The organism is Deltaproteobacteria bacterium, from assembly GCA_016219225.1.
GTDB lineage: Bacteria > Desulfobacterota > RBG-13-43-22 > RBG-13-43-22 > RBG-13-43-22 > RBG-13-43-22.
This window is the reverse complement of the sequence record JACRBX010000155.1, coordinates 38,962-53,704: the sequence shown is the minus strand read 5'-3', so window position 1 is coordinate 53,704 and position 14,743 is coordinate 38,962. Positions and strand designations below refer to the sequence as shown.

Below are 14,743 nucleotides of genomic sequence, written 5' to 3'. Positions count from 1 at the left end.
TGGATGGGCGTTACCTTTCCCGATGCCGTCATCTGGCCGGAGGAAAAGACCTCCTGGACGGCCGCAGCCGTGCTTCTGGCCCATGACGCCCTGAACGAATTGACCCCGGCCAGCGGCCTGTTCAATCACGGTCTTTGGAACTTAAGTGCCTCCGGGGCTTCCCCCCGGTTCGAATTTGCTTTGGCCCGGTCCCTTTCCGGTAGTGATTGATCAGCCCGCGAGATGTCATCCATGGCCCCGGTCGAAGAAAAAGGATGATTGGCGATGCGGAGAGATCATCGTCCTTACCTCATTAAACGGCTGATCAACCGGATTGAAACCGGATATAGCCAGCATTTCCTGCGGCCCCAGTTTGAAAAACTGGGCCGGGAAATCACCGTGATGAAACCCTGGCATGTTGAAATCAACGGGGGGCCGGTCTTCCTGGGCGACTACGCCAACATCATCGCCACCCCGGACAACAAGGTCCGCTTCACGGTCTGGTCGAACCGGGCCGGAGAGGGCCGCATCGTCATCGGCAGATATTGTCTGATCTGTGCCGGGGTGCGCATCAGCGCGGCCACGGAAATTACCATAGGCGACAATTGTATGCTGGCCCAGCGGGTCTATGTCACCGATGCCGACTGGCACGATCTTTATAATCGGGGTCAGTTTGTGGGGCAGTCTTTACCGGTCCGGATCGGCCATAACGTCTGGATCGGCGACAGCGCCATTGTCTGCAAAGGGGTGACCATCGGGGACAACAGCATCATCGGGGCCGGGGCCGTGGTCGTCAAGGACATACCGCCCAACGTGGTCGCCGCCGGTAATCCGGCCGTGGCCCTGAAAACCCTCGACCCCGACCGACCCATGCAGACGCGAGAGGACTGGTTTACCTTCATGTCCGGGCTGAAGGCCGAGATTAAAAAGAAAGAAAAAAATGATTTCAAGGATAATACCCTTATGGGCTGGCTTCGTTCTCTGGTTTATCCCGTTAAAGGAGATTAAGTTGGAAATATCCTTGTTACTAGTTACTTGTTACTGGTTCCCGGTTTTGACGAGCAACGAGCGACCTGCAACGAGCAACGAGTACTCACCCTGTAACGGAGTTTATGATAGAGATGAATCTTCTTGGCAAAAAAAGGTAATCGCATGAGAGTAGCCATCATAGCACCACCCTATCCTCTGGAAGAGGCCCCGGCACCGCCTTTGGGGGTAACCTATGCCGCATCGGCCTTCGAGCAGGCCGGGGCGGAAGTCAGGATCCTGGATTATATCATCACCCAGTACACACCGGCCAAGCTGGAGAGGGAGCTAATGGATTTCAGACCCGATGTCATCGGGGCCAACTCGGTTACCATGACCTTCCCGATAGCAGCCGAGATCATCCAGAAGGCCAAAAGAATCGACCCTTCCCTGATCACCCTGATGGGCGGTCCGCACGTCTCCTTCGATATCGACCGGACCTTGAAGACCTATCCGGAAATCGATTTTCTGGTTATCGGTGAAGGCGAGCGGACCATAAATGATTGGGTCCAAACTTTCCAAAACAGCGGGGACTTTTCGTCGGTAAAGGGAATGGCCTTCCGCCAAAACGGCCGGATCGTTAAAACCGACCCCCGGGAACTGATCGAAGATCTGGACGAACTTCCCCTGCCTGCCCGGCACCTGCTTCCCCTTTCCCGTTATCAGGCCCTGGGCTTTCCCGTAACCATGATTACCGGCCGGGGCTGCCCCTATTCCTGTATCTTTTGTCTGGGAAGAAAGATGGTCGGCAGCAAACCCCGTCCCAGAAAGGCCGCGCTGGTAGTCGATGAAATGGAACACCTGCTCTCTTACGGCTTTTCCCGGATCAATATCACCGATGACCTGTTCACCTCCCGCAAAGAGAAGGTTCGGGAGGTGTGTGAGGAGATCGGGAGACGAAAGTTGAAATTGACCTGGACGGCTTTTTCACGGGTCAACACCGTGGATAAGGAGACCCTGCAATTAATGCGGGAGGCCGGCTGTGATTGCATCAGTTTCGGTATCGAAACCGGCAATCCGGAAATGATGAAGCGGATTAAAAAGGGGATCACCCTGGATCAGGCCAGGAAGGCCGTCGGGCTCTGTAAGGAGGTGGGCATCCTGCCCCACGCCTCTTTCATGGTCGGCCTCCCCGGCGAATCCCCCGAGACCTTGCGGGATACGGCCGAGTTTTCCAAAAGTCTGGACATGCTCTACGGCTTTCATTTTCTGGCCCCCTTCCCCGGAACCACGGTGAGAGAACAAATCGACCAATACGACCTGGAAATATTGACCGATGACTGGTCCCGCTATGATGCCAACAGTGCCATTGTCCAGACCTCGTCCCTGACTGCCGAGGCGATTAATCAATTTGTCGCCGATTTCGACCGGGAAATACAAGAGGCCTGGGAAAAACAGATTCAGGGCTATTATGATAAAACCAACACCCCGGAAGAGGATTTCCGGGTGGCCGGACATTTTCGGATGGAACTGGTCTACAAGCTGCTCTCCGAAGATCTCTTGGAGGCCTGCGGCTTTTTCCCGAACGATGGGCCAAACAGACTGGCAGGTGAACCCCTCGATCAGCTTTGTCAACGGCTTCAGGGGACGACTGGGTTGGACATAGAGCTGATCCAAAAAACCATCCGGAGTTTTATCAATAGCGGCTATATTAAGTACAGGCAGGAGAACGGCGGCCTCATCTGGTACTGGACCCATAATAACCAGGTCGATTCGTTGTTGGAATGAAGATCAACCTGAAAAGGGCGGCATTGGCAGCGGCACAGGCATTGGGTTTTTGCCTTTCTTCCGGGAAGACAAAAAAAACAAGTAATCAGGTAAACCCTGTCTAACAAGAAGGTCGATTATTTGATTATCTCAATCGGATAGGTGCGATGTCCTATCTTAACCCGGTAGGTCTCAAAATCGTCGCGGTCTATGGTGAATACCCGTCGCGTCTTTAACGCCTCGGAGGCTGAAACCAATGAAGCATCAGCCAGATCCATCGGGTGATCGGCATACTTTTTCATTAACTCAAAGGCGCGTAGAAGAGCTTTTTCATCCATTGGCCAAATAGACAATCCCCCCCTTATTACAAAAGAACGTAAGTTGTCGGCTCCAAGACTACCGGGGTTAAGCATATGAAAGGCTTCGGTCAACACAGGAAGGGTGGAGTAAAGGGGTTCGTGGATTTGTTGCAATATCTTAACCGATCGGCTATGGAAAGGATCTGAAGGATCAAACAATCCGATAATGGGTCCCGTATCTACCAGTATCACCTTCGCAGCTTTCTCTGAATGGCCTCTTTTACCCCTCTTTTAGTATCAGAAGAAGATGTCCTGGTATACCCCCCCGGGCCGAGGTCCATGTCTTTATAAATATCATAGGGAGACTCGCTCTTGTCTTTCCCGAGTTTACCATGAAGTACTTTCAGCCCTTCTTTAAATGCCGTCGTTATGGACATTCCCGTGGTCTGGATAATTCGGGATAACAGTCGTTCGGCATCATCGTCCATGCGAATAGTTCGGATACCCATTTCCCCTCCAAATAAAATTGGAATCCCGCCCTACGGAACCGCTTGGTTCAAGGTTCATTCATGACAGGATTTGTATTACAACTTTATATTACATGGGGGTGGGCTGTCAAGGGAAGAATTTAAAAAGGATATTCGAGTATTGGACGGGACGATAGGGCTTCTCCTTTGAGATTTGGTCTCTAAACTTTGGGTTTCCTATCCCAACGCCGAACTCCGAATACTATACGAAGAACGTTCTTCCGAGGATGTCTGGCCCTACCACTGAAATCAGCGGCGGCTGCAAGACGTCCCTGGATTACCTTGTTGGTCGGTTCTTCTCGTCACATTTCTGCACTTCAAGAGCGGCCCTCCGTCCTTCCTAATACCGGAGCAAAGCCGCCTCGAGCAATGCAAACTCGACGGGCTTACACGCATTCGCAAGCACGTCAAATTCGAGCTGACAAATGACACGACTGTTGTCCCGGGCGCGAAGAAACTGATCCGAAATCCAACTTCGAAACGCGGGATCATTTCGCATCGATGGCGCGAGCAACTTAGCCAGCGAAATTCGGGTATCTAGTTCGGTGACGTTTTTAAGGTCAGCAAACACCAGATTCCGACACTCCTGATCCGTCTGAAGTCGATTGCGTACAGCGGCTATTCCATCCCGTGGTTCTCCGAAATGGTTTTTCGTTAGCTTGCCTGGAAAGCGTAAGACATAACTTGCCATAAGGGCGGCGTCCGCTTTGGACGCGAACAACCAAGCGGTGACTGGCTCGGCCCCTTCGATGAGCGTTGGCAACTTCACCGTGGCAGCGGCGATCGGCGGCGCATCTGGCCATCCCTGACAAAGTGCAATGAAAGCAACGTCGTGAATCAATGAAGATTGTGATAGTGAGAGCATCACTTGGCCGACAGCGTCATCTCCGTGAAAATGGTCGGCCAGGTAAGAAGCCATTTTAGCGTAAGCAGCTCTTTCCAAAAACATCATTGATTTCTGCTGCGCCATGAACTGCAGGCGGCCCAAGAACAAGTCGCGCAAGAGAGCGCTATGACCGTGCATCGCAATCAAAGCTTGCACTTGCTCGACCTGCAGTTCTCTTCCCGTTCGAACCGCATTTTCAAACACTTTGGTTTGGCTGAGCGCGTGAGCACTTTTGCCAGCCTTTGCCAGTTCGGTGGCGATTATCGGGGAATGATCGAATCGTTCCCATACGTCGGGCACAGCTTCGGCCAAAATTTCCCAATACTCAACCACGGTCGCTATGAACTCCCAATTACGCCTTGCGTCCGAGTATGTGCTAAAACGGAGCGGCCTGCCGTCCTCCTGCTTTTGAGCCAGAATATCAGCTCTGCCAAGCTCCAATAATGCAGCTACAGCGGCTTGCTGGCGCTGATCTCTTCTCATCGAGAACCCAGTGAGGTCCGCACTGAGGGCTTCGATCAGGTCCTGAACTTTACTGCCCTCCCGGATGCGGGCTCGTGCGTACGCACGTACTGTAACTGTGCGCGCTTCGCCGTTCGGTTCGTTTCTGAACTCCGCAGCGATGGCAACAGCAGTCGGCACACCCCTCCGAACCAAAGGCTCTATGGCGCGAGCGAATTCAACCCGCAGATCCTTATGCAGCACATGCATGGTGCTATCAAGGAGCGGACGTATTTCAGGATCGCTTCCGTAAACATGGCATAGCGCTGAAATCGACGTGTCCTCATCGTAGATGGTTGATTTCACTAACTGGCGTATCAGTGGATGCTCTGGCCAAATTTTAACAATAGTGTGGTGTCCCAGCCGCCAATAGTGACCACCCTTATCGTTAGAAAGCCTCTTTTCAACCAGCGGCCAAAGGTCTGGTGCGTCACGCCCTTCCTTATCCACAAGAAGTTCCAAAGCTGAACACGAATCGAAAACGTGGGCGTCGCGCAAAATGTTTCGGAGCATGACTCCAAGTTCCTTCGGCTCAGGGACGATGTCCGGCAACCAGCGCACTGCCCACGAACGTCGCCGCTCGTCGCTTATGTAGTCGACAAGAACGGCATGAACCTCAGGATCGGCCCCTCCAGACATTTCCAAAAGCATAGAAATAATCCATGCGGGCCCTGATGCACCTCGCCGCAACCAGTCGAGCAAAGCTTGTCGGCACTTTAGCGTCCCACCTAGTTTAGCGATGACAGCAATATCCAGGGGCGAAGGGTGCGTCACTGCATTCTTGTCCAGCCACGCTTCGGCTGCGGGGACCAGTAGCGGATGTTTGGTGAATCCGGATAGGAGAGCTTCGTAAACCTCGTAGATTTGGAAGTCAGGATAATGATGCTGCTCTTTCGCCAGTTGGTCGGCCAGCATTCGCGCCACTACATCATCTCCGGGGCATCCACGAAGAAGATACTCAATTGCGAGCTTAGGCGCCCAAGATTTGGGATGATGGATACCACGGAGGCTCTCTAATGCTCCACTTATGAGCTGAGGATTACGCGGCCAGCCGGTTACCAATGCCGCCACGATCTCTTTATCCCAAGGCCACGACCACTCGCGGCAGAAATCCACGAGGGCATCGCAGACTTCTTGTGAGCGTTCACCTCGGCTGAAACGGGCTAAGATTGCCACCTGCCGAAGCTCTTTCGCCGGTGCTACGCTTGCCTCTTGTAGAAGCGAAGGCAGGATCACGTATGTCGGCCATCCCGTCGCAAGCGCATGTAACGCCGCTCCCATCAATTCCGGCTCCGCTGGACCCTTTAAGATTCCGAGCAATTCGTCGGCCAAGTCCGGGGACTTTTCCGCGAAAGACGCCAAAGCCTCGGCAATGCTTCGATATTCATAGGGGCTATCGCAATTGTGCAGTGCGAGGCGTAGGTCAGAAACCGTTTCGGCCGTGGGTTGCTTTGCGGCAGCAATGGGAACGTCATGCAGCCACTCAACCCGGCCGGGGAACCACCGGGCCGCCCGGGCCGCTAGCGAGGCGGCCACCTGTTCAGACTCCAAACCTGCTACCACCTCTCGCACCAATGCGCGACGTAGAGGCATCCATCGTCCGCACTCGATCCAGGAGAAAACCTCCGATAGCAATTCACAGACCTTCCGGCGTGAACAGTTAATCTCGGCCACCGCGAGGCGAGTGAGAAGGATTTGTTGTAAAGGTTCCTCGAGGCTATCTGCCAAGGGCTTGCAGAGCTCGTCGATCAATCCGTCGACGTCGTCTTGCCGCTCGAGTAGTTGCATCAGGGTCAAGGTTACTTCATGCCAAGGAGCCTTGCACCCGGTATTCGTGCAGTAACTCTTCTCCTGGTTGAGTGGAAGCCGTGCGAGGTGCTTTGCCGCGAGATACTCTTGGAAGATCCGGTGCAACAGTCCGACGTGATGTTCCTGCGGTGCTACCAAAACCCCAAATTCGTTTTGGCCAATTTCAAGAACGCGAGCGGCCCAATAATCGGCTTCACTTGCGGGCAGTTCAAAATTGGTGCGGTAGTAGTCGTTTAAAAGTTGCATCGCACGGTCATTCGAAAGAACGATGGAGTTGGGTTCCTGGTGAATGCGATAGGCGAGATACTCAATTCCATACCGGATATAGCGCGAACGAGCCACCGATTGATCGATGCGCTGCATTGCTGCTTGAGCGCGTCGGCGGGGCTGGTCTTCCAGGAGTGCCTTTATGAGTTCCTCCACCACGGCAAGCCGACTACGCGGAAGAACACGCCCAGTCAATCGCAGATAGATCATGACTGAAAGAAGCAACGGAATGCCGCCCAATTCGGACAAGGTTGAGTCTTCAGAAAGATCGTTGGCGAATTCTGTTGCGTCGCGGGTGACCGCTTGCTCCAACGAGATCGGATCAAATGCCGCCGAGGCGTTGTGAAAGTGCCTGAACCAGTGACTCGCGAACTCCCGCTGCTGACCGGAGGTAAGTGGAAGAAGATCCGCGCGCTTCCAGTCAGGGCCAAAGTCGCTGATTTGCTCAAAACCCAACGGGCGACCGGTCGCAACCAGTGGCAACCGTCGAGTCTGGACGTAGTTTGTCAGGGCCGTAAGCGCTGTCACAGCCGCCTCACGATTCTGCCACTCATCGAGACCATCCACGAGCAGGAGCAAGCGTTCGTCCCCTATCATTTCCTCTAGTAGGGTCATTACGTCATTCCTCGCCCCTAGCACCATCAGCCATGTCTTGAGCGCGTACTCAACCGTGGGGGTCTTATTCTCTGCGAAATAACGGGTCAGGAATCCGAAGGGTATAAGCAACGGTAGCCGCTGCCCCCAGGACTTGGCAAGCGCGGGGAATCGGCCACCATCGATCAGAAGGGAGTGGATGACTACGCGCAGAGCCGCGCTTTTTCCAAAACCGGCGCCGCCGAGCAGAAGAAAGCGATCGTTGGTCGCCAATCCTGACGATAATGCAAGCTTAGTTCGAATTTCGCGCCTACGAAATCCTATAATTGGCGCCCCTTGAACAGCGTCCTGGGTACCGCTCTCTGGTTGAACGGTCGGAGGTTGTCCCTGTTCGATAATGGATTCGACAAGTTCAATGGTCGGTTCCACATACCGGTCAAAGACCGGCACTGGCTGTATGGCGCCGCGGAATACCGCGGCTGCCGCCGGAATGCCGCCATCGACTGTTTTGAAGTGAGTCGCATATAGGGTCTGGATGAAACGACGAGCATTGAGCTTTTGTTCCCGACTGAGTTTACGTCCAGACAGGCTCGCTGCTGCCTCAGGTCCGTTAAAGGCCTTGACCCAAGAACGACCGAAGAAATCGTCGACTAAATCAGGATAGTCTTTTAGCATTAGCGAGAGACGATCCTGATCCAAAGGCTCAAAGGTGATGTTCGTGGCATCGCATCGTGCGCGCTGCCTTTCGATTTCTTCAGCCAACTTAGTTGCGTTCAAACTGGGCGCAACGGCGAGTCGAAATAACTTGGTTCGACCTGCCCAATCACCCTCCAAGAATTTTGTAACAGCTTCATTGATATCGGTAATTGTTATCTCCTGATACCGTTTGCATTGCCACGTCGCGTAGTCCCCAGTTGCGCGTCTGACATACAAGTCGATCCCTTCCTGGGCTTGCCCGCGTTCGCCATAGATTCGAGCGTCCTCGACGTCACCGCCACGATGCGCGAGTCGAAAGCAGAGCCGCTCGAAGTTCTCCCAAGAAAGGCTACCCAAAGGTAGCACTTGCTCGCGGGTTACAGTTGGCGGCCCAACAGCCGGTGCATCAATATCAAACCACAGAGACGCTATTTCCATGTTTGCACCCGAGTGTGCCTTAGAATTTCCCATACTTCTAATTAGGCCTCGCGAGGTGGCGGATAGTGTGCCGCACCCAGGCGAACTTGGCGTTGCCGATTGTCGGCATCAATCCAAAAATATATATTTGACTCTTAATCTTCCTTTTCATGTTTGGCCCAACAAATTATTGAACAGTTTTCTGGATGATATCAAAAAGTTTTAACATTTTCAATGAAATAGAAAATTCTAAAAAGAGAAACCACTTAAATTTGTTATTTTTATAAGACCGGTTAATAGTGGAAGGGGTCGAGGATTCGAGGGTTCAAGTGATCGATTTTTTAAAAACAACTTTTCTTCACCGGGTATAGCTGGCTTATTATCTATCCACCTATAATGGCCAAGGCTCTTAGAGCTCCCTGATTTCAAGCAAGAATTAAAATAGATTCTATTTCCCAATATCAGGGCCTTTTTATCTGCGATCACGGTCTGTACATTTCTATTTTTTCCGAATGGGCGGTTGAGGACTCCAGGAAAGGAACTCTCAAATCTTCACTAAAATTACCTCTCCACCCCCCCAATATAACGATGTCACCTACAAGTTGAGAGTCTGAGTTAGACTAAAAATCAACTATTTCGATTTGTAATGGAGATAATCAACTGCCCTATTCCTAAATTTGGTACATTCCGTATGTTTCACCTTGACTCTGGCTTTTCCTTCTTTTATACTTCTTTCTTAAAAAAGCTAAGTCTTATCATTTTGTTACGAGGAGCTCAGAATCTTACCATTGCGCAATTGTCAAAATGTAGCACGTTGTTCAGGGCAAAATTGGACCCTGGCATCAACACATTGCGTGCGGCTCGCTTTAGCACTGATCCTGACATGAGACTATCGAGACAATTAAGCTACTTGCGGGAGAGTTCGACCACATGCACGCTTATCTCATCTGGACTCATGGCAATTCCGTAGCGATCATCGAAGCATTCCACGAGGAGGAACCAGTGGCGCTGAGACTTAGGGACCTTCAGGTATTTCCACTTAAAGATGAAACTGTGTTTCAAGAGTTTTGTTTAGCTCTTTGGAAACGCATTCTCAAAGACCCAAACACTCAATTGAACGGACGGCGAGGTCAGCGCCAGAAAGGAGTTGACTTATTCGGGAGAAGAAATAGAACTGAGGAATGGATAGGAGTTCAATGCAAGGTAAGAACCGGAGGTGTTCTGACTGAAACAGACATCCTGGACGACGTCAAGAGCGCTAAGGATTTCAATCCGCGTCTGACCGAGCTCGTCTTTGCCACTACCGCCCGGCGAGACGAGGCTTTACAAGAGTTTGTAAGGGTACAGTCGGAAAAATACATGAAAGATGGCTATTTCTCGGTGAGTCTTTGTTCGTGGGACGAGATTGAACTTGAACTGAGCAAAGAGGATAATATTGATATCTTACAGCGTTTCTATAAAGACTTCTTTATAAACTATGAGAATCTTGGCATTGCAGTGTTCCGGATTATTCGAATCTCTATCGGTGTGGGCGGAAGCGTCGATACAAGTTATGAGCTACTCATAGGCAGAACACCTTCTTCAAGTGAGCCGGGCTCGTACATGGGCTTAGACTATTGGAGAGGCAACTATTTTATTGCTAATTTAAATGGGCGCAAAATTGAAACGTTTAGTTTGCCCGTTCACGACTCGGACTTCGAAGACGCACAAGTATTTGTTACAAAACGGGACGCCTATATCATCGCCGAATGGCTCAATGGCATCAACTCCTTTGACGATTTGCTTTACGGAGACAGCGATTACCACATAAAGCTGATCTCTGAGGAGGATTACGAAGCTTTTCGAAAGTCCCTGAGGGGGTAACTCGGTCCCCACGTCGAGATAAACTGCACCGCACCCAGTCGCAAAAAGAGAGCAGCACCTATAGAAATTTTAGTTTCCCGGGGCATCGTCAAAAGGAAAATTCCGATGGTCTAATCCCCTGTGTCGTAGAACCGGATGAGAAGGCCAGACCCAACCGGAATTGGGCCAGGTTGATTCAATTCAGAAGATATATGTGATTGATTCCCTGACCTGCCCCAAGTGTCAGGGGATGATGCGGATTATTAGCATTATTTGAAGACCAGGAAGTGATTGACAAGTTTTTAGTTTACTTTGATAGGAGTCCCTCCAAAAGACCTGTTGGTTAAGAAATATCGTTTGTACTCCTCTGATTTTCCAATTTTCCATTTTGCCCAATTACTGGAAGAAAGCAGAGAAGGGGTAACTTTGCTGGAAGATCAAGGGATTTCATCCGGGGTCCGTCGTTTGAGCACCCCCAGGGTCTTGACCCTGGGCAGCTCGACGAACAACCCCGAGGCCAGGGCCAACTGATACGCCCGAAACGGGGCCTGTCCGCCCTGGACCGGGTCTTCGAAGAGATCGTGGATCAGCAGACGGCCGCCGGGCATCAGGTGGCCCACCCAACAGTTGTAATCCGTCAGGACCGTTTCCAGGGCGTGGCCGCCATCGATAAAGATCAGGCTGAGGGGTGTCGACCAGAAACGGGCCGCCAGGGACGATTTGCAGACCATGGGCACGATCGTATCTTCCAGGCCGGCCTGCTCAACGGTCCGCCTGAAGAAGGGGAAGGTGTCGATGCGCCCGCTTGCCGGGTCCAGCAAATCGTGGTCGAAATACTCCTGATCCGGCTGCTGTTCTTCCGAGCCCCGGTGATGATCGATGGAAAACAAAACACCCCCGTGCTCCCGGCAGCCCAACCCAAGATAGATCCCGGACTTGCCGCAATAACTGCCGATCTCCAGGCAAGGCCCTTTAAGCGAGGCTTCCCGGGCGGCCTGATAGAGGAACAAGCCCTCTTCTTCATCCAGAAACCCCTTGACCTCTCGGATTAATTTATAGGGAAGCCTTATCTTCTTCATCGATATCCCTTAGGCGGTCGGCGTCTGAATATTGCCCGGCCAGGGAAGCCCTCTCTGGTTTTTCAGCGGACAAGCCCTGCATGATAAACCTCACCACCGTGTCGATGACCTGCTCCCGTTTGATATTGCGCAGGCTCCATTCCCGCAGGGCCGGAAGGGCCAGAGACAGGAAGATCAGATCAGCCGTAACCGCAGGGTTTTTCAACTTGAAACAGCCCATCCGATTTCCCTTTAAAAGGAGATGCTTAAAGCGCTCAACATTTTCCCGGTCGATCTCCTTCAATTGCAGGTGCACATCCTTGCGTTTGGTCCAGGATTCCCGGTAAAGGAGCTGGATGGCCTTGGACATTTCATACATCAGCTCCATAAACCGGCGCAAAAGGGTTTCAAAATTTTCAGGGGCGGCCTCCCAATCTTCTTCTCCCTTTTCGGTTATGCTGAGACGAAAGCGTTGCACCACATCCTTGTAAACTAGGACCAGGATATCGTCTTTGCTTCGGACATAATCGTATAAACTGCCGATGGTCAGGCCGGAGAAATGGGAAATCTCCCGCATGGTCGTTTGATCAAAACCTTTTTCAAAAAAGAGTTTGGAGGCGGCGTCGATGATCTGCCGGCGCCGTTTGGAAACCTTTTCCTTGTTTTTAATGTTCGTCTGGACTTCTCTCATCTCTTTTCCGAGCGCTCGTTCGTTTTCATTTTTTTAACACGGCGGAAAAGAGGAAGTCAAGGCAATTATTCCCCTTGCCCCCATTCACTTTCAGAAAACTGGTCTAACAATTTTATTAGTTATGAAAAAGTGAAGGGGGGCAAGAATTATTCTCATCACACTTTAATCGCTCCCTCTTTCATGGTCTTCGTAGCCTTGAAGATTTCCAGGGGAAACTGTCTGTAGACCTCTTCCAGTTTGGCCAGAAGGACCGTGTAGCCGATCCCCTGGGCCAGGGCAAAAGGACCGAAGGGAGAGCCGCCGCCGTTGGCCAGGGCCAGGTCGATTTCCTTGGGGTCATCAGCGACCCCTTCTTCCAGGAGTTTGGTGGCCTCATTGACCTGCAGGGCGATCAGGTGATTGACATCGAATTCTTTGGTAGCCTTGGAAAGATCGATCTTGGGCCGGCCCTGAGACCAGTCGTAGAATCCCTTACCGGACTTCTTGCCCAGATTTCCCGAAGTCAAATACGATCTTAAGGCCTCAGAAGGCTTGTAGTCCGGGGACAGGACCTGAGCGAAATATTCCAGACCGTGGACGGCGATATCGATGCCCACGTAGTCCATCAATTCAAAGGGGGTCATGGGCATCAAAGGCTTCAAAGCCGCATCGAATTCCTCGGGCGTGGGGTGTCCGGCTTCCAGTATTTTGGAAAGAAAGACCAGGGTGGGTTCATTGACCCGGTTGTAAATAAACCCCGGCGAGTCTTTTTTGACGATCACCGGGACCTTTCCGATCTTCTTGGCGATCTCGTAGCCGATTTGAATCGATTCGTCGGAGGACTCGGCCCCTTTGGTGACTTCCACCAGTTTCATCAGGATAGCCGGGTTGAAAAAATGATAGCCGATGACCTTGTCCGGCCGGTTGGTCGCCTTGGCGATTTCGGTGATACTGATATTAGAAGTATTGGAGGCCAGGATAGCCTGCTTGGGAGCGAATTTATCCAGGCTGGTAAAGACGCTTTTCTTGAGTTCCAGTTTTTCCGGGACGGCCTCGATGATAAAGTCGGCGTCCTTTACGGCCGCTTCCAGATCGACCATGGGGATCAGCCGGCCCAGGGCATCTTCATAGGCCTGGGGGGTTATCTTCCCTTTCTCCTTGAATTTATTGAAGCTGTTTTTGATACCGGCCATTCCCCGGTCGACAAATTTCTGCTCAATATCCCGGAGCACTACGATATAGCCGCCCAGGAGACAACAGGCGGCAATCCCGTGTCCCATATCCCCGGCGCCGATCATGGCGATTTTTTTGACGTCTTCTGTTTTCATCGTATTATCCTTTCTTTGGGAGCAGTCAGCCATCAGTTTTTAGCTTTCAGCAAAACCTTTATTATTGCTGGATTCGTAAAAAATCTGAAGTTCCTATTTTCGTCATTCCCGTGAAAACGGGAATCCAGTGGTTTTAATTACTTATGCATGTCCTGGATTCCCGCCTGCGCGGGAATGACTTTTTGACCACGTGTCAGTTCGCCCGATCCTGCCCTGGATTCGCGCCTGCGCGGGAATGACGACTTTCTACGAGACCATCATTGTTAATAGTTTGCTAAATCCTGATCGTTGACGGCTGTAAGCTCTATCCGGAAATCTTGGATTTTTCCGGATAAGAATTGTTTATTCCCCTTTAAAAACAGGCCTCCGCTTTTGCATAAAAGCCGTAAAGCCTTCAATGGCGTCACTTGATTTTGATACCAACTGGGTACCCTCCAATTCCACCCTGGTCCCCTCGTCAAGCCCTTTCTCGATCCCGGCATTGACGGCCTTTAAAACAGCCCGAACGGCTAACGGCGGCCGGGTGGCCAGGAATTCGGCCATTTCCATTACCTCTTTCATCAATTCGCCCACCTTGGAAACCCGGTCCACCAAGCCGATGGCCAGGGCCTCCTGGGCCGGCAGGCGTTTGCTGAAGAGAATGAGTTCCAGGGCCTTCGACTTTCCTAAAATTCGGGGCATCCTCTGGGTCCCGCCCCAACCCGGAATAATCCCCAGATTGAGTTCCGTAAGGCCGATCTTGGCATTTTCCTGCATGACCCTGAAGGTCGAGGCCATGGCCAGCTCGCAGCCGCCGCCGAAGGCATAGCCGTTGATAGCGGCAATAACCGGTTTGGTAAATCGGTCGATCCGGGTCCAGACCTCCTGCCCCTTGGCTCCGGTCTTATCGGCATTGGCCGCATCGGTAATATCAAAGCCGGCCGAAAACCCTTTGTCTCCGGCGCCCGTTACAATGAGCACCCTCACTTCCTTGTCCTGCTCCACCTCATCGAGGGCCTTATCGATGTCCAGCAAAGTGGCCAGGTTTATCGAATTGGTCGGCGGACGGTTCAGGGTGAGAATGGCGATAGGTCCTTGCTTGACGTACAGGATGTTTTGAAATTCCATTTGCGCTGCCTCCTGATCGACATTTTTAAT

11 protein-coding genes are annotated in these 14,743 nt (G+C 51.9%); 4 read left to right on the top strand and 7 right to left on the bottom strand.

Annotated elements, in window-relative coordinates; all coding sequences use genetic code 11:
* The 3 genes from HY879_13535 to HY879_13525 all read left to right on the top strand — a co-directional run.
* On the top strand, window positions 1–210 hold a 210-nt coding region (locus tag HY879_13535; GenBank protein ID MBI5604363.1), incomplete at its 5' end, for a hypothetical protein.
* A gap of 54 nt (window positions 211–264) precedes the next feature.
* Window positions 265–987, top strand: a complete 723-nt coding sequence (locus tag HY879_13530) for an acyltransferase (GenBank protein ID MBI5604362.1) — start codon at window positions 265–267, stop codon at window positions 985–987.
* 144 nt (window positions 988–1,131) lie between these two features.
* Entirely contained in the window at window positions 1,132–2,733 is a 1,602-nt protein-coding gene (locus HY879_13525; GenBank protein ID MBI5604361.1) for a cobalamin B12-binding domain-containing protein, read from the top strand.
* A 116-nt stretch (window positions 2,734–2,849) separates the two neighbouring features.
* Here HY879_13525 and HY879_13520 read toward each other — a convergent pair whose 3' ends face one another.
* The 3 genes from HY879_13520 to HY879_13510 all read right to left on the bottom strand — a co-directional run bounded on the left by HY879_13520 (window position 2,850) and on the right by HY879_13510 (window position 8,729).
* The gene (locus HY879_13520; protein ID MBI5604360.1) at window positions 2,850–3,263 is read right to left on the bottom strand and encodes a PIN domain-containing protein; all 414 of its coding nucleotides are present in this window, start codon (window positions 3,261–3,263) and stop codon (window positions 2,850–2,852) included.
* Window positions 3,260–3,520 carry a hypothetical protein gene (locus HY879_13515; protein MBI5604359.1) on the bottom strand — a complete coding sequence of 87 codons (261 nt, stop codon included), beginning with the start codon at window positions 3,518–3,520 and terminating at the stop codon, window positions 3,260–3,262. The genes HY879_13520 and HY879_13515 overlap by 4 nt, the downstream gene beginning before the upstream one ends.
* 358 nt (window positions 3,521–3,878) lie before the next feature.
* Entirely contained in the window at window positions 3,879–8,729 is a 4,851-nt protein-coding gene (locus HY879_13510; protein MBI5604358.1) for a hypothetical protein, read from the bottom strand.
* 909 nt (window positions 8,730–9,638) lie between these two features.
* Here HY879_13510 and HY879_13505 point away from each other — a divergent pair.
* The gene (locus HY879_13505; protein MBI5604357.1) at window positions 9,639–10,571 is read left to right on the top strand and encodes a hypothetical protein; all 933 of its coding nucleotides are present in this window, start codon (window positions 9,639–9,641) and stop codon (window positions 10,569–10,571) included.
* A gap of 416 nt (window positions 10,572–10,987) precedes the next feature.
* Here the strand turns inward: HY879_13505 and HY879_13500 are convergent, their stop codons facing one another.
* From HY879_13500 to HY879_13485, 4 genes are all read right to left on the bottom strand, one after another.
* Window positions 10,988–11,629, bottom strand: a complete 642-nt coding sequence (locus HY879_13500; protein MBI5604356.1) for a class I SAM-dependent methyltransferase — start codon at window positions 11,627–11,629, stop codon at window positions 10,988–10,990.
* Window positions 11,604–12,299 (bottom strand): TetR/AcrR family transcriptional regulator, encoded by a 696-nt coding sequence (locus tag HY879_13495; protein MBI5604355.1) that lies wholly within the window; start codon window positions 12,297–12,299, stop codon window positions 11,604–11,606. Before HY879_13495 ends, HY879_13500 begins: the two co-directional genes overlap by 26 nt.
* A gap of 155 nt (window positions 12,300–12,454) precedes the next feature.
* Window positions 12,455–13,606, bottom strand: coding sequence for a 3-hydroxyacyl-CoA dehydrogenase family protein (locus tag HY879_13490; GenBank protein ID MBI5604354.1), 1,152 nt, complete (start codon window positions 13,604–13,606; stop codon window positions 12,455–12,457).
* Between the two features lie 342 nt (window positions 13,607–13,948).
* Window positions 13,949–14,713: an enoyl-CoA hydratase/isomerase family protein gene (locus HY879_13485; protein ID MBI5604353.1), complete on the bottom strand. Its 765-nt coding sequence runs from the start codon at window positions 14,711–14,713 to the stop codon at window positions 13,949–13,951.
* Between the last annotated feature and the right edge of the window lie 30 nt (window positions 14,714–14,743).

Bases quoted from the DNA above. Each gene is read 5' to 3' on its own strand.
- HY879_13500 (MBI5604356.1), bottom strand. From the start codon at position 11,629: ATGAAGAAGATAAGGCTTCCCTATAAATTAATCCGAGAGGTCAAGGGG.
- HY879_13490 (MBI5604354.1), bottom strand. From the start codon at position 13,606: ATGAAAACAGAAGACGTCAAAAAAATCGCCATGATCGGCGCCGGGGAT.
- HY879_13495 (MBI5604355.1), bottom strand. From the start codon at position 12,299: ATGAGAGAAGTCCAGACGAACATTAAAAACAAGGAAAAGGTTTCCAAA.
- HY879_13505 (MBI5604357.1), top strand. From the start codon at position 9,639: ATGCACGCTTATCTCATCTGGACTCATGGCAATTCCGTAGCGATCATC.
- HY879_13515 (MBI5604359.1), bottom strand. From the start codon at position 3,520: ATGGGTATCCGAACTATTCGCATGGACGATGATGCCGAACGACTGTTA.
- HY879_13510 (MBI5604358.1), bottom strand. From the start codon at position 8,729: ATGGAAATAGCGTCTCTGTGGTTTGATATTGATGCACCGGCTGTTGGG.
- HY879_13485 (MBI5604353.1), bottom strand. From the start codon at position 14,713: ATGGAATTTCAAAACATCCTGTACGTCAAGCAAGGACCTATCGCCATT.
- HY879_13530 (MBI5604362.1), top strand. From the start codon at position 265: ATGCGGAGAGATCATCGTCCTTACCTCATTAAACGGCTGATCAACCGG.
- HY879_13525 (MBI5604361.1), top strand. From the start codon at position 1,132: ATGAGAGTAGCCATCATAGCACCACCCTATCCTCTGGAAGAGGCCCCG.